19 protein-coding genes and 1 pseudogene are annotated in these 19,729 nt (G+C 73.0%); 7 read left to right on the top strand and 13 right to left on the bottom strand.

The annotated features are described in order from the left end of the window. The first annotated feature begins 562 nt into the window (after positions 1–562). Positions 563–775 carry a hypothetical protein gene (locus ACIRPH_RS00205; RefSeq protein ID WP_402907394.1) on the top strand — a complete coding sequence of 71 codons (213 nt, stop codon included), beginning with the start codon at positions 563–565 and terminating at the stop codon, positions 773–775. Positions 776–836: 61 nt separating this feature from the next. On the opposite strand, the gene ACIRPH_RS00200 is transcribed toward ACIRPH_RS00205, so the two are convergent. The 4 genes and pseudogenes from ACIRPH_RS00200 to ACIRPH_RS00185 form a co-directional block, all read right to left on the bottom strand. After that, positions 837–1,118 carry a hypothetical protein gene (locus ACIRPH_RS00200; protein WP_402907392.1) on the bottom strand — a complete coding sequence of 94 codons (282 nt, stop codon included), beginning with the start codon at positions 1,116–1,118 and terminating at the stop codon, positions 837–839. A 274-nt stretch (positions 1,119–1,392) separates the two neighbouring features. Then, positions 1,393–1,566: pseudogene (locus ACIRPH_RS00195) on the bottom strand (BldC family transcriptional regulator); the annotation flags it as partial. A 232-nt stretch (positions 1,567–1,798) separates the two neighbouring features. Then, positions 1,799–2,026 carry a hypothetical protein gene (locus ACIRPH_RS00190; RefSeq protein ID WP_402907389.1) on the bottom strand — a complete coding sequence of 76 codons (228 nt, stop codon included), beginning with the start codon at positions 2,024–2,026 and terminating at the stop codon, positions 1,799–1,801. After that, positions 2,023–2,517, bottom strand: a complete 495-nt coding sequence (locus tag ACIRPH_RS00185; protein ID WP_402907386.1) for an ATP-binding protein — start codon at positions 2,515–2,517, stop codon at positions 2,023–2,025. The genes ACIRPH_RS00190 and ACIRPH_RS00185 overlap by 4 nt, the downstream gene beginning before the upstream one ends. A 317-nt stretch (positions 2,518–2,834) precedes the next feature. Between ACIRPH_RS00185 and ACIRPH_RS00180 the strand changes: the two genes are divergently transcribed. The 5 genes from ACIRPH_RS00180 (at position 2,835) to ACIRPH_RS00160 (ending at position 4,837) form a co-directional block, all read left to right on the top strand. Beyond that, positions 2,835–3,650: a Scr1 family TA system antitoxin-like transcriptional regulator gene (locus ACIRPH_RS00180; RefSeq protein WP_402907384.1), complete on the top strand. Its 816-nt coding sequence runs from the start codon at positions 2,835–2,837 to the stop codon at positions 3,648–3,650. Further along, the gene (locus ACIRPH_RS00175; RefSeq protein WP_402907382.1) at positions 3,637–3,825 is read left to right on the top strand and encodes a DUF397 domain-containing protein; all 189 of its coding nucleotides are present in this window, start codon (positions 3,637–3,639) and stop codon (positions 3,823–3,825) included. The genes ACIRPH_RS00180 and ACIRPH_RS00175 overlap by 14 nt, the downstream gene beginning before the upstream one ends. Further along, a complete protein-coding gene (locus tag ACIRPH_RS00170; RefSeq protein WP_402907379.1) occupies positions 3,783–4,250 on the top strand; it encodes a Scr1 family TA system antitoxin-like transcriptional regulator in 468 nt (155 codons plus the stop codon). Before ACIRPH_RS00175 ends, ACIRPH_RS00170 begins: the two co-directional genes overlap by 43 nt. Further along, a complete protein-coding gene (locus ACIRPH_RS00165; RefSeq protein ID WP_402907376.1) occupies positions 4,247–4,426 on the top strand; it encodes a DUF397 domain-containing protein in 180 nt (59 codons plus the stop codon). The genes ACIRPH_RS00170 and ACIRPH_RS00165 overlap by 4 nt, the downstream gene beginning before the upstream one ends. A gap of 243 nt (positions 4,427–4,669) precedes the next feature. Continuing rightward, positions 4,670–4,837 (top strand): DUF397 domain-containing protein, encoded by a 168-nt coding sequence (locus ACIRPH_RS00160; RefSeq protein ID WP_402907373.1) that lies wholly within the window; start codon positions 4,670–4,672, stop codon positions 4,835–4,837. 352 nt (positions 4,838–5,189) lie between these two features. On the opposite strand, the gene ACIRPH_RS00155 is transcribed toward ACIRPH_RS00160, so the two are convergent. Together ACIRPH_RS00155 and ACIRPH_RS00150 are read right to left on the bottom strand one after the other, a co-directional pair. After that, positions 5,190–5,483 carry a hypothetical protein gene (locus ACIRPH_RS00155; RefSeq protein ID WP_402907370.1) on the bottom strand — a complete coding sequence of 98 codons (294 nt, stop codon included), beginning with the start codon at positions 5,481–5,483 and terminating at the stop codon, positions 5,190–5,192. 211 nt (positions 5,484–5,694) lie between these two features. After that, entirely contained in the window at positions 5,695–6,909 is a 1,215-nt protein-coding gene (locus ACIRPH_RS00150; protein WP_402907368.1) for a hypothetical protein, read from the bottom strand. Between the two features lie 620 nt (positions 6,910–7,529). Between ACIRPH_RS00150 and ACIRPH_RS00145 the strand changes: the two genes are divergently transcribed. Beyond that, entirely contained in the window at positions 7,530–8,816 is a 1,287-nt protein-coding gene (locus ACIRPH_RS00145; protein WP_402907365.1) for an FAD-binding protein, read from the top strand. Positions 8,817–8,904: 88 nt separating this feature from the next. Here the strand turns inward: ACIRPH_RS00145 and argG are convergent, their stop codons facing one another. The 7 genes from argG to ACIRPH_RS00110 all read right to left on the bottom strand — a co-directional run bounded on the left by argG (position 8,905) and on the right by ACIRPH_RS00110 (position 19,182). Next, positions 8,905–10,356, bottom strand: coding sequence for an argininosuccinate synthase (argG, locus tag ACIRPH_RS00140; protein ID WP_402907362.1), 1,452 nt, complete (start codon positions 10,354–10,356; stop codon positions 8,905–8,907). Between the two features lie 229 nt (positions 10,357–10,585). Further along, a complete protein-coding gene (locus ACIRPH_RS00135; protein ID WP_402907359.1) occupies positions 10,586–11,341 on the bottom strand; it encodes a methyltransferase domain-containing protein in 756 nt (251 codons plus the stop codon). A 4-nt stretch (positions 11,342–11,345) separates the two neighbouring features. Continuing rightward, positions 11,346–12,077, bottom strand: a complete 732-nt coding sequence (locus tag ACIRPH_RS00130; protein WP_402909412.1) for an SDR family oxidoreductase — start codon at positions 12,075–12,077, stop codon at positions 11,346–11,348. Positions 12,078–12,154: 77 nt separating this feature from the next. After that, positions 12,155–13,015, bottom strand: coding sequence for a TauD/TfdA family dioxygenase (locus ACIRPH_RS00125; RefSeq protein WP_402907357.1), 861 nt, complete (start codon positions 13,013–13,015; stop codon positions 12,155–12,157). Beyond that, complete coding sequence (locus ACIRPH_RS00120; RefSeq protein WP_402907354.1) at positions 13,005–17,798, bottom strand: AMP-binding protein; 4,794 nt, start codon at positions 17,796–17,798, stop codon at positions 13,005–13,007. The genes ACIRPH_RS00125 and ACIRPH_RS00120 overlap by 11 nt, the downstream gene beginning before the upstream one ends. Further along, positions 17,795–18,376: a DUF6309 family protein gene (locus ACIRPH_RS00115; RefSeq protein ID WP_402907351.1), complete on the bottom strand. Its 582-nt coding sequence runs from the start codon at positions 18,374–18,376 to the stop codon at positions 17,795–17,797. Before ACIRPH_RS00115 ends, ACIRPH_RS00120 begins: the two co-directional genes overlap by 4 nt. Then, positions 18,373–19,182, bottom strand: a complete 810-nt coding sequence (locus ACIRPH_RS00110; RefSeq protein ID WP_402907349.1) for a phytanoyl-CoA dioxygenase family protein — start codon at positions 19,180–19,182, stop codon at positions 18,373–18,375. Before ACIRPH_RS00110 ends, ACIRPH_RS00115 begins: the two co-directional genes overlap by 4 nt. Positions 19,183–19,729: the final 547 nt, after the last annotated feature.

Genomic DNA, 19,729 nt, shown 5'->3' with positions numbered 1-19,729 from the left:
TCATGTGGGTGGCGTGGTTGGCAGCCGTGCTTGTCACGACTCGAGCCGTTATCAGGGGCCGTGGCGAGACGTAGAGTACGGCTGGTGCCTCGCTCCTTCTGTGGGAGTCGTGCCGCTATCCGTGCTTCCTGCGCACGCGGGGATGGACCCGGCCGGTGCTCGACCCGGTCCGCCCGGGAAGACTGCTCCCCGCGCACGCGGGGATGGCCCCATCAACGGCGACCTGTGCGTCAACGAGCAGGGGTGCTTCCCGCGCACGCGGGGATGGACCCCAGCCGACCTCGCCGGTGGGCCGCTGGTTGGGGGTGCTCCCCGCGCACGCGGGGATGGACCCAGCAGGACCCGGCGGCGGGACCCGTGGCTGGTCTGCTCCCCGCGCACGCGGGGATGGTCCCGCCCCGTTCGACTGCCGGATCCTGGCTGGGGACTGCTCCCCGCGCACGCGGGGATGGACCCGCGTGGGTGCTGTACCTGCGGAAATACGGACCCTGCTCCCCGCGCACGCGGGGATGGTCCCCGCAACTACGAGGGTGAGATTGCCGCCGCGGGCTGCTCCCCGCGCATGCGAGGATGGCCCCGGGTCCAGGCCGAGCTGGAGGCCCCGGTAGTCGTGTCTCCCCGCGCACGCGGGGATGGACCCGTCTGCAAGATCGAGCGCCTGCCCGACCTGTACTGCTCCCCGCGCACGCGGGGATGGCCCCCGCGGCTTCGGCAGGTGTGGAAGGCGCGGGTGCTGCTCCCCGCGGACGCGGGGATGGACCCCTACCCGTGGTGACCTTTAGGCATCCATTGCCCTGCTCCGCGCGTATGCGGGGATGGGCTTCTACGGGCCCGGTTCAGGGGGTCATGCGGCGGCACCAGTGGCGGACCGCCACCCCCAGGCAGGCGGTGTCCTGGGCCTCGACCCGTCTGCGGGCGGCTTCCAGCCGGGCCTGGGCGGCGTCGAACTGCTGCTGGGCGGCGATCTGTTCCAGGCGGGCCAGACCGGCGGCGGCGTCCGCGGCGGACCGTTCCCGCTCCTGCATGACGCGGGACGCGAGGCGTTCGGCGTGCTCGGTGTAGCGGGGGACGAGCGGGGTCCCGTCGCTGGCGTGCGGGGGCCTGGACCGGGTGGTCACCGGTTTCCTCCTTCTACGGGCCGGGCTCGGTGCGGGTCTTCCTGGCGCGCCGGACCCCCTCGGAGAGGGGATCCGGCGGGAACCACGGTCGCCCCTGGGCCTGCTGTCCACGGCCCGTCCGGACGGCTCAGGGCTGCGGTGCGGACTTCCCGGCGCGCAGCGTCTCGATGAGGGTCGCGACGTGTCCGGCGTCGCCCATCGCCCCGGTTTCCAGGGCCAGGGCGTGGACCGACTCCAGGGCGCGGACGACCTCGGTGCTGCCCGTTCCGGCGTTCAGGACGTGGGTGATCTGCGACCTGGGATAGCGGCGGTGCCCGCCGAGGGTCTTGACCGAGGCCAGGCGGCCGTCCTTCTCCCAGCGGGTGACGGTCTTGGGGTCGACGCGGAAGAGGCGGGCGACCTCTCCGGGGGTGAGCAGGGCCTCGGCGCTCTCGACCAGGTCGGGCAGGGGTGCGGTGGGCACGTGGTTCTCCGTCAGCGTGTGTCGTCGGTTGTCGGGCGTGTACGGGTGGGTGGTCGATGGCGGGTGGGGGTCGGGTCCGGTCCGGGGAAGTACGACCGGACCCGAGCGGGTGGGGCGGGGCCGCCGGCCCCCCCTTTTCGGCGGCGGCCCCGCGGCCCGGCGCGAACGCACCGGGCGGGGAACCTCCGGGCGGAACGGTGCCGCCCGGAGGTGGTTCTCAGGGGGAGCGGCCGGAGGCGACCGTTCGGGCCACGTGCCGCATCTGCCGGGAGAGCCGGTCGGGGTCGGCGTAGCGCAGCGGGGCCACCTGGGCCGGGCCGAGGAAGAACGCCACCCACACGCGCAGGGAGTAGGACCACATCACCCACCAGCAGGGGTGGTGATGGGTGAGCGATGCGGCCACCTGCAGGTACTCGCGGTCCAGCTCCGGGGTCCACCCGCTCACGGGTTCTCCACCTTCGCGCGGATCGTCAGCGGCCCCGAGCCCGAACCGGGGATCGCCCAGTCCCATTCCCAGTACACGGCGAGCTGGTCCACGAGGTGCAGGCCCGGGAGGGGTGCGAGGCGGGGGTCACCCAGACGGGGGTAGGGGATGACGGAGTCCGGGCGGGGGCCGCGGTCGGTGACCGCGATGGTGATGAGGAACGGGTCGATGTCGAGGACCACCCGCACGGTTCCGCCGGGGTCCCCGGAACGGGTGTGCTTGTGCGCGTTCGAGGTGAGCGCTTCGGCCACCAGCGAGACCGGTTTCGCGGCCCGCCGGGGGGTCATGGCCCGCACCCACTTGGCCAGGGCGGTGTAGTCGCGCTCGTGGCCGAGGACGATGCCGTGCCGGTGGGGATCGGAGAACGCGATGCGGTGCGGGTACGGGACACCGGCGGGCTCGGGTTCGGGGTCTGCGTCTGTTTTTGGTGCGGTGGTACCGGTAGGCTTCATTTGCTTCACCTCGTGTCTTTTCGTGACAGGTGGGGCATTTGCCTCGGGGGTCGTTGCGAGCGGCCTCCGAGGCTCTTTTCTGTCAGGGGCGTCCACTTCCTCTCACGCCGTCGGGCGGGGAGGAGTGACCTGTACTCCCCGAGTGTCTTGCCGAGATCTCGGTAAGGCGCTGGGGTCGACCCCCGGTGACGACAAGATCCCACCCCGCGGCAGTGTTTTGAAGAGCAATAAACGTTCTGGCCAGTACCGAATAGTTAGACGCAAGTTCTGACAACTTTTCGTAGACTTGGGACTACCATCTTTGGTTACATGGGGTCATGGAAGATGAGCGGAACCCCTCAGATGTCCGCTTTGGGCAAGCTCTCATGCGCGCACGGAAGCGGGCGGGCATCCAGCAGGCCGTGCTCGCGCGACACCTCACCTGCACACCCGGACATGTTTCCCATATAGAGAACGGTCGCCGAAAGCTGGACGAATCGAAGGTCTCTGACCTGGATGAGTTCCTGGAGGCGAAGGGGAGGCTGGTCCGCACCTATGAGGAGGTTTACCAGCCAGAACACGTGGACTGGATCGGCGAGTTCCGCCAGATGCAAGCTGACGCTGAGATGATCCGTGAATATCAGAACAGCTTGGTTCCTGGTACGATCCAGCATCCCGAGTACGCAGCGGCTACCATCGCGGCGGGCGCTCCATGGCTGAGTCCTATCGAGGCCAAGAAACGGCTTCAGGAGCGAATGGGTTGGAGCAAAGAAGTCCTGCGGGACGGCGGTCCGCAATACCATGTCGTTCTCGATGACATTACAGTAATGCGCCCGATCGGACCGAACCAGTTAATGGTCAAGCAGATCACCAAGATCATCGAACTGGCTGAGACCGGGCGGATCATGGTGCAGCTCCATGGCTGGGACCAGCACCCACACGCCGGTCTCGACGGGCCGTTCTCGCTGCTAACGTCCTCAGCAGCACCCGATCTTGTGCACGTGGAGTCGGTCTACCGTGGCCAAAACACGGATGACCTGAAGGACGTGCGGCGGTTCATGATGCTGTTCAGTAGATTACAGGCGACCGCGAGGTCACCGCTGGAGTCCGTGAAGGTGCTCAAGGAGATGAGGGAGAAGTATGGCCAGCCGTAAGGGCGAGTGGCACAAGTCCAAGTACAGCTCGGGTGGGCAGAACTGCGTCGAGGCCCGCGAGGACGCGGAGGGCGCGGACGTGCGCGACACTCAGAACCGCCACCTCGGGCACCTCAGCTTCGACCGTAGGGAATGGGCGGCGTTGACTCTTGTCGCGTCCGCTGGTCTGAGGTAATTGCAGGTTGCCGTGGGTTCGGCCCTCGCCAGCGATATTGGCGGGGGCCGATCCCGTGTTCAGCGGGTTCAGGTTACCCCGGGTACGCGACACACCACCAGGACCAAAGACCCCGCTCTCCTGCTGTGAACCCAGGTGCTCAGCTCGCGCCTCAGTCGTCACGGCCAACGCCCTCACGAGCGGACATCCAGACAATTCCGAGGGAGGCAGAGGGACACGCTGGCCTGGGTGGTTCGTTCACTGTGATGGACATGCCCGGCAACGGCTCGTTCGTCTATGTGGAGAACCAGAAGACAGATGTATCGCTGAAGCAACTGGAGATTGTGGCACTCTATGATCGAAGCTTCGCGGAGTTGAGGAGCGCCGCGTTGCCGGTATCGGTGTCGCGGTCCGGCATGGAAGAGATTCGAGGCAGCACCACATGATGACCGAGAACTGGAACAAGTCCAGCTACAGCAATGGGTCCGGTGGTCAGTGCGTGGAAGCCCGCCGCGATCAGGCCGCTGTTCTGATGCGCGACACCCAGAACCGGCCGCTCGGCCACCTGGAGACTTCGACCCCCGAGTGGACCGCGCTGCTGGCGGCGGTGCGCGCCCGGTAACACCCCCGCGCACGCGAAGAGCCGCACCCCGTCAATGGTGACGGAGTGCGGTTCTCGTGGTTCAGCGGGTTCAAATTGCCCCGGCGGTTCGGACACACCACCAGGACCAAAGACCCCACCCTCCTACCGTGAACCCGGGTGCCCCACGCATGGGGGGATGGGCCTGTTTAGTGAGTTGCAGGCCAGGGCTCAGGCCCCGGAAGCAACCATGGAACTACTGAAGAAGAAGGCCGAGGAATTCCGATGACGGAGTGGCACAAGTCCTCATACAGCACCGCCGCAGAGAACTGCGTCGAGGTCTCCGAGGGTGCCGAGACGCTGGTTCGGGACACCCAGAACAGGGGCCGGGGTCACCTCGGTTTTGAAGTGGGTGAGTGGACCGCGCTCCTGTCCCTACTCCGCAGCAGCTGATAGCTCGCCACAGCGAACCGGACCCCGCCACGGATATTGGCGGGGTCCGGTTCTGTGTTCAGCGGGTTCAGGTTACCCCGGGTGCGCGACGGCGCATGGACACCGCCGAGGAGAAGTCGGGCCGGTTCGGGTTCGACCGGACCGAGTTCGAGTTGCGCCGGGCGGAGGCCGCCCTGGGCACGGCCCGGCCGGGGCTGGCGCCCACGCGGTGGCGTCGGCGGGGTTCAAGCGGGTGGGGTCTGCGGGCCGGGACGGGGAAGCCGGGGCCGGGTGTGAGACCCTTCAGCCGCCTCCGGAACGGGGAAGCCCCCGAACGGAGGGACACCACCTCGGGGGCTTCGGAGCGCTGGGCCTACTTCTCGAAGTAGAAACTGGCGACTTCGTAGTTGGGCTGGAACTTCTGCCCGGGGGCCACCGAGCCGCGCTGGTCCATGCACCCGCGGCTCTGGAAGAGGTAGACGGGCTGGTCGGTCTGGTTGTCGACGATGTGCGGCCCCCGGGAGGGGAGTGTGTAGCAGCTGATCGGGTTGTGGTACTCCTGGCCGGCGACCGTCACGACGCCGTTGGCGGCGTGGGCGGGTGTGGTGAGGGCGAGTGCCCCGAGCAGGGCGACGGACAGCGTGGCGGCGGCGCACATGCGCTTCATGGTGACTCTCCGAACGTGCTGGTGACCTTGCGTGGTCAATGTGTCCGGGGAGCTGGCACCGAAAACCGCAACCCTCCGACCTGGAACCCCAGGTCAGGGACCAACCCCCACGATCCGGGCCGACCTGGAACACCAAATCGCTGAACATCCCCGTATCTGCCGTCCAGCTCCGTCTATCGGGCGCCCCGGTGCTCCACCCGAGCCTCGTCCGTTACCTCCTCCCAGCTACGGCAGCCGAGCCCAGCGGCCGTAGAACCCCGGCCGGGGAACCCGCCCACAACCGGGTCCCTCCCGCGTCCACGGTCACCCCCAACTGCTCCCGGCCCGGCCGACCCGCCCGCTGCCACTCCTCCCACGCCGCGCCGACCTCCGCCCACAGGTCCCGGCCCCCGGCCCGTTCGGTGACGTAGGGGCCGCCAGCCGGTGTGTACTCGCCCAGCGCCCATGACCCGTCCGGGGCGGCCACGTACACGGACGCCTCGCCCGCGCACTCGGGCCGCTCCTCCGACGCCTCGTAGACGGCGTACCGCAGGTCGGGAACCAGGTGTCCGAGAACGAGTTGCCATCCGGGGTGCTCGTAGGCGACCAGGCGGGGGTTCACGGTGGTGGTCCCGGCCTGCTTGCCGGGGTCCTCCTCGTCCACCAGGTCCCGGAGACGGCGGCTGTCGGGGCGCTGGGAGCGCAACACCATGAACGGGGCCTCGCCGACGATCCTCCCGTGAGCGGTGTCGTCCTCACCGACCTCCAGCCGCACCAGCACCCCGGGACGGGTCCCCACCTCCCAGGGGGTCACGATCACCCCGCCCGGCCACGTCTGCCCCACCCAGGCGTGGGGGATGGACCCGCGGGCCGCCACGGTGGAGATCACCCGGTGGAAGCGGTCCGCGCCGAGACCGGTTTCCAGGTGCCCGGCGCCGTCCTCGTCCAGCACGGTCGGCCGGTAACCGGCGCGGTCGAGGTTGTCGACGGCGACCCGGGCGAGCTCCGGGTCGATCTCGGCGGACACCACCGCCTTCTCCCCGAGCGCGTGACAGAGCAGAGCGGTGTTGTAGCCGCTCCCCGTGCCGATCTCCAGCACCCGGTGCCCCTCGGCGGCGTCGAGCTGTTGGAGCATGGCGACCACGAGCGAGGGCTGGCTGAGGCTGGAGGTCACCGCCCGGCCCCGGCCGTGGGGTCCGGTGGGGTGGCCGTCGTCCACCTGGGTTGCGAGGGCGTAGTCCTCGGCCACCCACTGCGCCCACCTCGTGTCGGTGCGGTGCACCGGGCATTCCCACCCGGGGTGGGCGGGGTCGATGGTGTACAGGGTGTCGGGAACGAACGCGGTCCGGTCGACGGCGAGGACCGCGCGGTGCCACAGGGGGTCGGTGAACACCCCGCGCGAGGCCAGGAGCCGGGCGAGTGCCAGCCCCGGTGTCGCGTTGCCCATCAGGTGGGCCTCTGCCCGTCCTGGGAGGGAGAGGGAAACCCTTCGGTGCCGTGGTCGTTGGGCCGACTGCCGTCTGTGCCGCTGGAGCCGCCACTGCCGGAGTCGGTGGGTTTGTCTGGGTTGTCGTGTCGTCCCACGGTGTCCTCCAAAAAAGGGGGGAGGGGCCTGCCTACGACCGGAACAGTAACCCACGGCCCGGTTACTGTGCGTGGTTTCGGCTGGAAGCGGCCACCCCACGCGAACGACCGCCCCGCCGCGCGACACGGGGGAGCGGGTCACACGGTCACCTCGGACGCGACGACCGGGGAGTCCACGAACGACCACCCCACGTGCCGGGCCCGGCCAAGGCCACATGCCCCGGCACCGGGGCTCCTGCCGCGCTTCCAGGCGCTCCGTCCACGCCTCCACCGCGACACGGCCGGGTGCGGGGCGTTCGGCCGGACGCCGTGACCGATGCGCGGCACACGGGCACGTCGGGGGCGCCGTCGTGGGCGGGGCGGCGGCGCTCCGGCGGGTCCCGCATCCACGCGGAACGCGCCTCGGCGAACCCCGCCCTTTCCCACGACCCGGGCCCCGGGGGAAGATGCACGGGCGTCCCCCCCGGCGGTCAAGGAGGCCCCATGTCCACCACCCCACCCCCGAGTCGCCCCCCGACCCCACCCCCGCCCCTCAGGAACTGGGCCGGGAACGTCGCCTTCGCCCACACGGCGGTGCACCGGCCCTCGACCCTGGACGAACTGCGCCGCCTCGTCCGCGACAGCCCCAGGATCCGCGCCCTCGGCAGCGGCCACTCCTTCAGCAGGGTGGCCGACTCCGACCACGAGCTGGTCCGCCTCGACGGGATGCCGCAGGACATCGTCGTCGACCCCGGGGCGGGGACCGTCGAGGTGGCCGCCGGCACGAGCTACGCCGACCTCTCCGCCGCCCTGCACCGGGACGGGTTCGCCCTCGCGAACATGGCCTCCCTGCCGCACATCTCCGTCGCCGGGTCGTGCGCCACCGGCACCCACGGCTCCGGGGACGGACAGCGCTGCCTCGCCGCCTCCGTGCGGGCCGTGCAGATGGTCGGACCGGAGGGCGACCTCGTGGAGCTGTCCCGCGACGCCGACCCCGACACGTTCCCCGGCGCGGTGGTCGCCCTCGGCGCGCTCGGCGTCGTCACCCGGCTCACCCTGGACGTCGAGCCCGCCTTCGAGGTCGCCCAGCGCGTCCACCTCGACGTGCCCCTGGACGCGGTGGCCGAGCGCTTCGACGAGGTGTTCGGCGCCGCGTACAGCGTGAGCGCGTTCACCGACTGGGACCGGGGCGTCGCCGACGTGTGGCTCAAGCACCGGACCGACCGGCCCGAGCGCCCGTGGCAGGGCGGACGGCCCGCCGGGGGACCGGTGCACCCCGTGCGGGGCATGCCGGCGGAGTCCTGCACCGTGCAGCTGGGGGTCTCCGGGCCCTGGCACGAGCGGCTGCCGCACTTCCGGCCCGACGTGACGCCGAGCGCGGGCGACGAGCTCCAGTCGGAGCTGTACCTGCCGAGGGAGCAGGCGGCGCGGGCCTTCGCCGCCCTGCGCGGCATCGGGCACAGGGTGGCCCCGCTCCTGCACGTGTCGGAGGTGCGCACGGTGCGCGGGGACGACCTGTGGCTGAGCCCCGCGTACGGCCGCGACTCCGTGACGTTCCACTTCACCTGGGTCAGCGACGCGGAGGCGGTGGTGGCCGTCTTGGCCGACGTGGAGGGGCTCCTGGCGCCCCTGGGCGCACGGCCGCACTGGGGGAAGCTCACCACGCTGTCGGCCGGGGAGGTCGTTGCGGGGTACCCGCGCGCGGACGACTTCGCCCGCCTGGCGCGGAGCATGGACCCCGGCGGCACGTTCCGCAACGCCTTCACCGACGCGCTGTTCCCCCGGGCATGAGCGCGGGCGGGCCGGGAGAGCCGGTCCCGCGGACCCGCCGCCGTCCGCGCCGGCCCCCGGAAGGCGGTGCGGACGGCGGGAGCGGGCCTCAGTCCGTGCCGGACTCCAGGGCGACGTGGTCGAGCCACTCCTCGTCGGCGGCCTGGCCGCGGGAGGCGATCGCCTCGGCGCCGCCCTCGGGCATCGCGCCGATCAGACCCGTCGCCGCGGCCTGGGCGGCGCCGATCGAGGTCGGGTGGGCGTCGCCGCTGCCGACCATGCCGATCCTGGCGTAGTCCTCCAGCTTGGCCCGCGAGTCGGCGATGTCGAGGTTGCGCATGGTGAGCTGGCCGATGCGGTCGCCGGGACCGAACGCTGAGTCCTCCGTGCGCTCCATGGACAGCTTGTCCGGGTGGTAGCTGAACGACGGCCCGGTGGTGTCCAGGATCGAGTAGTCCTCACCGCGGCGCAGCCGCAGGGTCACCTCGCCGGTGACGGCGGTGCCCACCCAGCGCTGGAGCGACTCGCGCACCATCAGCGCCTGCGGCTCCAGCCAGCGGCCCTCGTACATCAGCCGGCCCAGGCGGCGGCCGTCGTTGTGGTAGCTGGCGAGGGTGTCCTCGTTGTGGATGGCGTTGACCAGGCGCTCGTAGGCGGCGTGCAGCAGGGCCATGCCCGGGGCCTCGTAGATGCCGCGGCTCTTGGCCTCGATGACCCGGTTCTCGATCTGGTCGGACATGCCCAGGCCGTGCCGGCCGCCGACGGCGTTGGCCTCCAGCACCAGGTCCACGGCGGTGTCGAACCTGCGGCCGTTGATCGTCACCGGCCGACCCTGCTCGAAGCCGATCGTGACGTCCTCGGGGGCGATCTCGACCTCGGGGTTCCAGAACCGCACGCCCATGATGGGGTCGACGATCTCGATGCCGGTGTCGAGGTGCTCGAGGGACTTGGCCTCGTGGGTGGCGCCCCAGATGTTGGCGTCGGTGGAGTACGCCTTCTCCGTGCTGTCCCGGTAGGGCAGGTCGCGCTCGGCCAGCCACTCGGACATCTCCTTGCGCCCGCCGAGCTCGTTGACGAAGTCGGCGTCGAGCCACGGCTTGTAGATGCGCAGGGAGGGGTTGGCGAGCAGGCCGTAGCGGTAGAACCGCTCGATGTCGTTGCCCTTGTAGGTGGAGCCGTCGCCCCAGATCTGCACGCCGTCGTCGAGCATGGCGCGGACCAGGAGGGTGCCGGTGACGGCGCGGCCGAGCGGGGTGGTGTTGAAGTAGGGGCGCCCGCCGGACCTGATGTGGAACGCGCCGCAGGCCAGGGCGGCGAGCCCTTCCTCGACCAGGGCGGCGCGGCCGTCGACCAGCCGGGCGACCTCCGCGCCGTAGGCGTTGGCGCGGCCGGGCACCGAGGCGATGTCGGGCTCGTCGTACTGGCCGATGTCGGCGGTGTACGTGCAGGGAACCGCGCCCTTTTCGCGCATCCACGCGACGGCCACGGACGTGTCGAGGCCCCCCGAGAAGGCGATTCCGACGCGTTCGCCGACAGGAAGGGAAGTGAGTACCTTGGACATGAAAATAAGTATGCAGAAAAATGAATGAACATGCAATCTGGGGCGGTGCCGGCACCGCGGATGTGGCCGTTCTCATCCCCGGGAGCCGCCCCCCGGCGCCCGGCCGCCCGGTCCCGACCGTGCGCCGCGCCCCGGCCGCACGCCCTGCCCCGCCCGCCCCAGCGAGGGCCGGTCCGTGCGACGGCGGCGGGGCGGGCCGCGTCCCCGCGACCCGCCCCGCGCCCCTCCGTCACCGTTCCGCTTCGAGGTGCCTCCAGCGCACCGGGTCGAACTCCGCCGACGCGCCCCCGCCCTCGCGGGAGGCCCCCGACGGGGCACGGTCGCCGGCGCACTCCAGCACCAGCATCTCCGGGTCCCCCGGGGCGAACGCGTAGTCCACCCGCTCCACCCGGGAGGGGACGCCGCATTCCGCCAGAGCCTCCCGCATCCGGTCCAGCGCCGGATACCGCTCGTTGCTCGTGTGCTGGAACAGGGGGTACAGCCGCACCTGTCCACGGGACACGCGCACCAGCTCCAGGAGCGCGTCCCGGTGCCACCCCTCGCCCAACTGCCCGCCGTAGGAGAACAGCAGGTGGGAGCTGAGCACGAGGTCGAACGAGCGGTCCGCGAACGGCAGGTCCGGCAGCGACCCCGCGACGTACCTCCCGGGCCGCGCCGCGACGTCCGCGCCGAACGCGCGCGCCGAGCGCGAGCGCATCCGCGTGTACCGCGCCGGGCCGCCGAACCAGCTCCAGTCGTACTCCCCGGCGCGCTCGACCAGCTCCGCGTGCTTGTGCTCGTTCTCCCGCAGGGCCAGCTCCCCCAGCCCCTCCCGGCCCGGCCCGTACTGGGGGTCCACGGCCACCGCGTCCGCGCCCCGGGCCCCGGCCTCCGCCACGAAGCCCGCGGCGCCGCCGGGACAGTCCAGGATCCGCAGCGACAGGTCGTGGTCAGAGAGCGAGAACATCGCCCGGTACTCCTCGAAGGAGCGAGCGCTCACGAACACCCGTTCACCCCCGCCCGACGAAGGGCATCGTCGTCGGCAGCACCGTCAGGAACTGCACGTTGGCCTCCAGGGGCATCGACGCCATCAGCAGCAGCGACTCCGTGAACCTCTCCACGGGGATGGTCTGCTCCACCGCCATCGTCCCGTCGGCCTGCATCGCGGGCGGCTGCGGGCCGCCGTCCGCCGGGGCCACGTTGCCCACGTCGATCTGCCCGCAGGCGATGCCGTGCGCCCGCCCGTCCAGGGACAGGGCCCGGGTCAGGCCCAGGACCGCGTGCTTGGCCGTGGTGTAGGCGACGGAGTTGGGCCGCGGCACGTGGGCGGACGGGGCCCCGTTGTTGATGATGCGCCCGCCCGGCGGCGACTGCCCGCGCATCACGCGGAACGCCTCCTGCGCGCACAGGAAGGTCCCGGTGACGGTGGTGTCCATGATCCGCTGCCAGTCCGCCGGTGCCACCTCCTCCACGGGCGTGCGGGGGACCGCCGCTCCCGCGTTGTTGAACAGCAGGTCCACCCGGCCGAACCGCTCGCGCACCGCGGCGAACAGCGCCTCCACCTCCGCGGGGCTGCGGATGTCGGTCGCCACGGCCAGGATCCGGTCGGCGTCCGGCCCGGCGAGGCCGACGGTCTCCTCCAGCGCCTCCTTGCGGCGCCCGGCCACCGCGACCGACCAGCCGTCCGCGAGCAGGGCGAGGGCGGCCGCCCGGCCCAGGCCGCTGCCGCCCCCCGTGACCACGGCGGTCCCGCGCGCGCGGGACCGGCCCGCGTCGCCTCCCCCCGCGCTGTCCGGCGCGCGGTCCTCCCCGCGGGGGCTCACCGGCTGCCCGTGTTCATCCACGCCCGCAGCACCCGGCGCGCGCGGGGGCCGGGCTCGTCCACGTAGGGGGAGCGCCCGTGCAGGACCCTGCTGTTGCGGATGAGCAGCAGGTCGCCCGCCGCCAGCCGCAGGCCGAAGGCGATCTCCGGCCGGTAGAGGACCTCGTCGAGGACGTCGAGGGCCTCCCACTGGCGCTCGGTCAGCGGCGGCCCGCCCCTCTCCGGCGAGGTGCGCACGGTACGGGTCTGGTAGTAGCAGCCCACCGTCCCGTCCTCCTGGGTGAACAGGATCGGGGAGACGATGACCTGCTGCCCGGCCCGCCCCGTCCGGTCGAAGGTCCAGTCCTCCTCCAGGGTCGCCAGGACGTCTGGGCGCTCCCGCTCGATGATCTCCCGCACGTACCGCGCGCTCGCCAGCTTGGTGTCGCCCCCGCCCAGCACGGCGGGCTGGAGGCAGAGCAGGACGAGCACGTCGCAGGTGTCGCAGTGGAACCCCAGCTCGGTGGCCCCGTCCCCGTCCCGGTCGCGCAGGACCTGCCACAGGTCGCCCTGGGCGTTCTGCGGGATGATCTCGCCGAAGTCGCGCATCACGAAGGACAGGGCCTCCACGATCTCCCCGCCGTCCGCGGACGCGTCCATCAGATTGGGCACGTGGGCGAAGCCCACCGAGCGGATGCTCTCCTCCGTGAAGGCGCGGAGCCCGTCGCGCACGTGCGCGGCCCGGTCCCACCTCCCGGCGGTGGCGTCCGCCCAGAGCAGGCGCCTGTCCTCGTCGCCGAGCGGCTGCGACCACAGCGCTCGACGGGTGTCCAGGGTCGTGCTGCCCCAGCCGATCTCGGTCACGGTGTCATCGGTCATGGTGAGGATCGTTCCCTTCGTCGTGAACATCGGCACCCGGTTCCGGCAGGAAGCCGACACCGGCGGCCCACGCCATGGCGGCGGACCACCACGCGGGGGTCGGCGGGGCGAAGCGCACGCCGACACGGTCGAGCGCGGCCGCGGTGGAGGAGCTGTCGACCACGACGTTGCGGTCCTCCAGCTGCGACCACGCCGAGGCCAGCCGCGCGGCGGTCGGCCTGGTCCGCTCCACCCGGGCCAGGGCGGCGGCGAACGCGTCCTCACCGGTCAGCTCGATCGGGTAGCCCAGGCCGACGAGCCAGGACACGAGCTCGTCGTGGGGCACCGTGTGCGGCGTCTCGACGTGGTAGGCGCCCGGGGCCGCGTACGGGTGCGTCACGATCGCCGCGATCCCGGCGGCCACCGTGTCGACGTGCGAGAACGCGAAGGTCTCCCCGGGCCGGCTCGGCGCCGCCCCGGCCAGCACGTAGCCGCGGACCAGCTGGTAGACCCTGTTGTCCTCCACGTTGGCCTGGAAGGCGCCCGTGGCGCTGTGCGCCGCGACGTGCCCGCTCCGGTGGACGTAGCACTGGCGGCCCGACGCGGCCCAGGCGCGGACGGCCTCCTCGGCCGCGAACTTGGTCCTCTCGTAGGGGGTGCGGAACCCCTGGCCGATCCGCAGGTCCGCCTCGCTGAACCGGCGGGCCGGCCCCTCCACCCCGCCGGCGACGGCCAGGGTCGACAGGTGGTGCAGCCGGGCCCCGGGGACCTGCGCGTCGATCCACCCGAGCAGCCGCCGGACCGCGGCGACGTTGGTCCGCTCCAGGTCCGCGGGCGGGGCCACCAGGCGCACGTCCGCGGCGGCGTGCACGACCACCTGCACGTCCCGGACGCGGGCCAGGGCCTCGGGGGACAGGCCCAGGCCCTCCCGGTCGACGTCGCCCGCGACCACGTCGAACCCGCCCCGGCCGGCGACGGCGCCCTCCGGGCCCGGGGGGAGCCGCAGCGCGGCGTCGGCGTCGCGTTCGCCCCGCACCAGGCACGTGACCCGGGCTCCCCGGGCCGTGAGCTCGGCGAGCAGGTGCCTGCCCACGTAGCCGGTGGCCCCGGTGAGCAGGGCCCGCACCGGCTCGCCGGTGACCCGTGCGCGCGGCGCGGGCTGGACGGAGCCGTCGTACAGCAGCCGCCCGGAGGTCGAGACGGGGGACCTGGTGTGCGGCAGGGGGGTGGCGCCCGCCTCGGCCGCCACGGCGCGGCCGAAGGACGCGACGACGCCGTGGGCGGCGTCGTGGGACAGCCGCGGCCACGCGTACACGAGGTCGGTCACCAGCCTCCCCTCGACGATCCGGGCGGTCAGGCGCATCCGGTACAGGGGGTCGCCGTCGGGGCAGCGCGCCGCCCCGCCCGCCTCGGGCGCGACGGACCACCGCAGCGACGGCTCGTCGGGCAGCTCGAACGTGCCCAGGAAGTTGAAACCCACGTCGGGGCGCGGGCCCGGCGCGTCCATCGGCAGTTCCGGGGCCTCCCGCACGCGGCGCTCGACCTCGCGCGCACGCTCGGCCACGGTGTCCGCGCCCGCCGGGCGGCCGTCCGGGCCCCGCAGGGCCGGGGCGGAGGCGGTCCGGCCGGCGCGCCGGGACCCGCGGACGGTGTCCGCCGGCCCGGCCCGTACCGCCCGGACGGGGTGGTCGACGACCACGTGCTTGACCGCCGTGAACCAGCCGACGGTGTCCATGTGGTCGCCGCCCTCGCCGGTGGTGTCGCGGCCGTGGGTCTCCACCTCCACCCCCAGGCGGGACCGGCCGCTCCAGCGCAGGGCGGCCTCGGCCAGGGCCGTCAGCAGGAACGCCTCCAGGCGCTGGGCCCGCCCGTGGCGCCGGACGAGCCGGGCGGTGGCGCTCTCGTCCAGGGACCAGGCGAGGGCCACCGGCTCGGTGGCGGCGGTGCCGTCGTCGCCACCGGTTCCGCCCGTGCCTGCCGTGCCGTTGGCGAGCCTCGTACCGCTTGCACCACGCGTCACACCGGCACTGCTCATGCCGCTCGCATCGCTCCGGCTCCACGTCCTGCTGGCGCCGCCTGTGCCTCCCGTGCCGCCCGTGCCTGCCGTGCCGTCGGTGGGCCCTGTGCCCACCGTGCCGCCCGTGCTGTGGGTGGGCTCCGCCGCGCCGGCGCCGCTTGTGCGCCCTGTGCCGTGGGTGGGCTCCGTGCCGCTCGCATCGCTCCGGCTCCCCCTCCCGCCGACACCGCCCGTGCCGTTCGTGCGCCCTGTCCCGCTCGTACCGCCCGCAACACTGGCACCGCCTGTGCGCCTCGCGCCGCCCGTGCCCACGGCACGGAGGGAGGCGGCGGGGCCGCCGGTGACCGGGAGGCCCCCGGCGGGCTCCGTCCCGGCCCGCTCCGGCGCGGGGGGAGGCGGCGGGGCCTTCGCCGCCCACCGGTAGAAGTCGGCCGTGGGCGGCAGGTCGGCCCGCTGCCCTGACAGGGCCGCCCGGTAGGCGTGGGCGAGGTCGTCGAGCAGGATCCGCCAGGAGAGGCCGTCGCCGGCCAGGTGGTGGACGATCACCGCGAGCCGGTCCCGGACGCCGTGCCCGCCGGAGAAGAGGTGGATCCGGATCAGGCGCCCGGCCTGCGGGTCCATGCCGCGCTGCAGCTCGGAGCACGTGGCCTCGACCGCCTCCGCCAGCTGGCCCGTGGTGCGGGGCAGGGAGGAGAAGGACACCGCGTCCACGTCCTCGGCGGGGCGGGGGACCCCGGGACCCCCGGGGCCCACCGGCTGCCGCAGCGCCGGGTGGCGCCGCAGCACGTCCTCCACGGCCGCGGAGAGGGCCGCCGCGTCCACCGGCGTCCCGCAGCACAGCACGGCGGACTGGTTCCAGTGCCGGTGGTCCCCGAGGCGCTGCCGGAACAGCCAGCGCTGGGCCGGCGCGAGCGCGCCGCCCTCCCCGGGCCCCTCGGCTCCCGCGCCTTCGCCGACCTCCGCGGCCTCGCCCGCCGGGCGGGCGGCGGAGGCCAGCAGCATCGGGGTCGGGTTCCGGTAGAAGTCCTCGAACGCCACGCGGTACCCGGACCGCCGCAGCAGCGTGACCGTGCGCATGGCCAGGATCGAGTCGCCGCCGAGTTCGAGCACGTCGGCGTGCGGGTCCACGAAGGGCAGGCCCAGCGCGCCCGCCCACAGCTCCGCGACCGCCCGCACCAGGGGCATCCCGATCCGCTCCGGCGCCGCGTCCCGGCCGGGGGCGGAGCGCCTGCCGCCGCCCTCCAGGACCCCGTCCACGACCGCGGCCAGGCGGTCGCGGTCGAGCTTGCCGTTCGGCCCGGTGGGGAAGTCGGGCAGGGCGACGATCGGCTGCGGGATCGAGTACCCGGGCAGCCGGTCGCGCAGGTGGGGGCGGAGCGCGTCGAGCACCGCCCCCTCGTCGTGCCCGGCCGCCGGGCGCACCGCGGCCAGGAGCTGTCCCCCCGAGGGGGTCTCCCGCACGAACACCGCGGACTGGCCGACGCCGGGGAACTCGCCGATCACCCACTCCACCTCGGCCGGGTCCACCCGGAAGCCCCGGATCTTGACCTGGCGGTCGGTCCGGCCCGTGAAGACGAGGTTCCCGTCCGGGCGGCGGCGGCACGTGTCACCGGTCCGGTACACCCGCTCCCCGCCGTGCCGGACGAAGCGCAGCGCCGTCTCGTCGGGACGGCCGTGGTAGCCGGCGGTGACCCCGCGCCCGCCGATGAGGAGCTCGCCCTCCACCCCGTCGGGGACCGGCAGGCCGTCCGAACCGAGCAGGCGCAGGGAGACGTCCCCGAGCGCCGTGCCCACGGGGACCGTCGCCTCGTCCGCCGGGAGGTCGGCGGGGGAGTCGGCGACGAAGCACGTCGCGCCGATCGTGGTCTCCGTGGGCCCGTAGTGGTTGACCACGCGGTCCGCCACGCCCCCGGCGAGGAGCCCGGCGGCGAGGGAGCGGGGGAGCATCTCACCGCCCAGCAGCAGCGTGCCCAGCGGCGGGCTCCCGGGGGGCCGCCCCTCCAGCAGGGCCGTCAGGTGCGAGGGGGTCGTCTTGAGCACCGACACCCCGGCGCCGGCCAGGGACGCCCAGAACGCCTCGGGGTCGCGGGTCTCGTGGTCGGGCACCACGTGCACCGAGCCGCCCGTGGCGAGGGCGAGCAGCCACGAGGTGTGGCCGAGGTCGGCCGCCATCGTCGTGACGTGCGCGACGCACGGCGCGTCCGCGCGGGTCAGCCCGAGGCGGCGGCGCAGCGAACGGGCGTAGTGGACGGCGTTGGCGTGGGTCACCGCGACGGCCTTGGGCTCCCCGCTGGACCCCGACGTGAAGGACAGGTAGGCCGCGTCCGAGGCCGGTTCGCTCCCCGGCGCGGCGGACGGCACCGGCGGGTCGACCGGCCCCGCGGCGGCCAGCGCGTCCACGTCCAGCACCTCGGCGCGGTACCCCTCGGGCGCCGGCACCGCCCCGTCGGTGCCGAGCACGTGCCGCACGGCGACGGCGTCCAGGCGCGCCCGCACGTCGGGCGCGCTCCACGAGGGGTCGATGAGCACCGCGGCGGCGCCCGAGCGCAGGACGCCGTACAGCAGCGCGCACACCCGGCCGTCGCGGGGGCCGATCACGGCCACCCGGTCGCCGCGCCCGGCGCCCAGGCCGTGCAGGTGGGCGGCGACGCGACCGGACGCGGCGTGGAGCGCGCGGTAGTCGAGGGAGCGGACGCCGTCGGTCAGCGCCGTCCGGTCCGGATGGGACCGGGCGCCCCGGGTGAGCAGGTCGGGGAGGGAGAGCGCGGGACGCATCGTACGGGTCAAGGGCGTGGGCCTCCGGTTCGCGCGGTGTCGGGGCGGCGGTGCGGTGGACGCGTGGCCGGGACGGGGGAGCCCGCCACGAACGCCTCCAGCGTCTCCCCGGGGGGCAGGCGCCGGGACAGCTCCCAGGCGATCATGCGGTGCAGGCCGTCCAGGTGGATGAGGCCGGTGCGGACGCGGAGGTCCCCGTAGTCGGAGTGCGGCACCGGGCGGGTGCTCAGGTAGACCGGGGTCAGGGGCGCGCTCCGCAGCAGCTCCAGCTTCCCCGCGCAGACCGGGTTGGCCGCGGCCATGCCCGGACCGCCCGCGCGGATCCGGTCCGCGGCCTCGCCGACCGTCAGGCCGGACCGGGGCACCAGCTCGACCGCGCCACCCTCGCTCAGGTGCCAGGGCAGGACCACGCCGAGCACCTCCTCCCTCGTCAGCCGGACCAGGGACCAGGCGCCGAGCAGCTCCTCGGCCATGGCCAGGGCCTTCTCCCCGTCGCGGTTGGAGTTGGCGGGGTGGGGCCGGTCGGCGGGATGGTCGCGCAGGTACACCGCCCTCACCTGGTCGTACGTGACCGGGTGGACGAGCCTCACGCGGTGGCCTCCCGCTCGGCCGGCGCGTACTCGGTGAAGTGCCGGGCGGAGAACAGCTCGGGCCACCGCCCCCCGCCCAGGTCGAGCTCGCGGGCGCGGGAGAGCATGTACCGCCAGTAGGGCTTGACGGGCCGCCACCGCGCGCCGGCCTGGCAGTACGACGCGTCGACGAAGTAGCGGGGGCGGGAGGGGCCGGGGCCGGCGGGTCTGCGGGCGTGGAACAGGGCGGAGTTCATCAGCACGGTGGAACCGGGAGGGAGGCTGTCGATGACGACCTCGCCCGGCAGCTCCTCGGTCCCCAGGTGGGCGCGGGCCGTCTTCTCCGCGTGCTCGCGGTGGGAGCCGGGCAGGACCGCGAGGCTCCCCACGGTCCGGTCGAGTCCGCCGAGGTAGTGCAGGGCGTGCACCATCAGCAGGTCCGGGTCCTCCCGGTCGTTGGGCTCGTGGTCGTGGTGCCAGGGCTTGCCGGTGGTCGCGGCCCCGTGCCTGTCGCTGTGCAGGTGGTGGAAGACGAAGGACGGGCCCATGAGCTCGGACAGGACCTCCATCAGCGGCCCGTGGGTGAGGAGCCGCCCGTGGGCGGGCAGCTCCAGCTCCAGGAGCGGGGGAGGGCCGTGCACGTCCGGGGCCAGGCAGGCGGCGATCGAGCGGTCGCGCAGGCCCTCGTCCACCCAGCGGTCGACCTCGGGCAGGAGGCGGTCGAGGAGGGGGCCGGTGAGAAGGCCCGGCAGGACGAGGTATCCGGATTCGGCGAACTGTTTCCGCCGCGTGGTGACGGTGTCGCCTTCCTGGGGAAACGCATGCATCAGGATATTGCCCCTGTTTCGCACGTTGGTGGTGGGCCGTTCGCGTGGCACGAGCGGAACGCTCGAGAAATATCGATCATGGGCCGGTTATGCGCAGGTGGGCGGTGGTCGGCTCCTCGTGCTTGCCGGCAATGAACTCGGGGAACGGCGGGAGAGCAGGTCCGGCGGGGGCGCCGGGCCGAAGGTCGGCAGTATCAGTTTCCATTTGCGTCGGGCGATGTCAAGAGAAACCGGGAAATACCGCTGTGACCTGCTGGGATGCCTGCCTCTGCTGCTGGGGGTGTTTTGCATGGTGCCGGAGGGGCGATTTCCCTTTTCGTTCCCCGAGTCGAGGAGGATGCGGTTTACCGTTCGTACTTCCGGTGTCCGTCGGCGGATCCGGGAAGTGTTCTACCGGCGGGCCGCAGGTCGGGAGGTGGACCACCGTGTTCCGGTGCGGGCACACCACGGGGAATCCCTTTTGTCAAGGGTTGTGTATTGTCGTCGGATTATGCTTGCGGGGAGGGAAAGCGGTTGCCCGGCGGTATGTCGGAAAAATTGAGGGAAG

Source organism: Nocardiopsis sp. NPDC101807, assembly GCF_044766605.1.
Taxonomy (GTDB): Bacteria; Actinomycetota; Actinomycetes; order Streptosporangiales; family Streptosporangiaceae; genus Nocardiopsis; species Nocardiopsis tropica.
This window is presented reverse-complemented; position numbering and strand designations above follow the sequence as displayed.

Bases quoted from the DNA above. Each gene is read 5' to 3' on its own strand.
- ACIRPH_RS00205 (WP_402907394.1), top strand. From the start codon at position 563: ATGCGAGGATGGCCCCGGGTCCAGGCCGAGCTGGAGGCCCCGGTAGTC.
- ACIRPH_RS00185 (WP_402907386.1), bottom strand. From the start codon at position 2,517: ATGAAGCCTACCGGTACCACCGCACCAAAAACAGACGCAGACCCCGAA.
- ACIRPH_RS00180 (WP_402907384.1), top strand. From the start codon at position 2,835: ATGGAAGATGAGCGGAACCCCTCAGATGTCCGCTTTGGGCAAGCTCTC.
- ACIRPH_RS00175 (WP_402907382.1), top strand. From the start codon at position 3,637: ATGGCCAGCCGTAAGGGCGAGTGGCACAAGTCCAAGTACAGCTCGGGT.
- ACIRPH_RS00170 (WP_402907379.1), top strand. From the start codon at position 3,783: ATGGGCGGCGTTGACTCTTGTCGCGTCCGCTGGTCTGAGGTAATTGCA.
- ACIRPH_RS00165 (WP_402907376.1), top strand. From the start codon at position 4,247: ATGATGACCGAGAACTGGAACAAGTCCAGCTACAGCAATGGGTCCGGT.
- ACIRPH_RS00160 (WP_402907373.1), top strand. From the start codon at position 4,670: ATGACGGAGTGGCACAAGTCCTCATACAGCACCGCCGCAGAGAACTGC.
- ACIRPH_RS00155 (WP_402907370.1), bottom strand. From the start codon at position 5,483: ATGAAGCGCATGTGCGCCGCCGCCACGCTGTCCGTCGCCCTGCTCGGG.
- ACIRPH_RS00150 (WP_402907368.1), bottom strand. From the start codon at position 6,909: ATGGGCAACGCGACACCGGGGCTGGCACTCGCCCGGCTCCTGGCCTCG.
- ACIRPH_RS00145 (WP_402907365.1), top strand. From the start codon at position 7,530: ATGTCCACCACCCCACCCCCGAGTCGCCCCCCGACCCCACCCCCGCCC.
- argG (WP_402907362.1), bottom strand. From the start codon at position 10,356: ATGTCCAAGGTACTCACTTCCCTTCCTGTCGGCGAACGCGTCGGAATC.
- ACIRPH_RS00125 (WP_402907357.1), bottom strand. From the start codon at position 13,015: ATGACCGATGACACCGTGACCGAGATCGGCTGGGGCAGCACGACCCTG.
- ACIRPH_RS00110 (WP_402907349.1), bottom strand. From the start codon at position 19,182: ATGCATGCGTTTCCCCAGGAAGGCGACACCGTCACCACGCGGCGGAAA.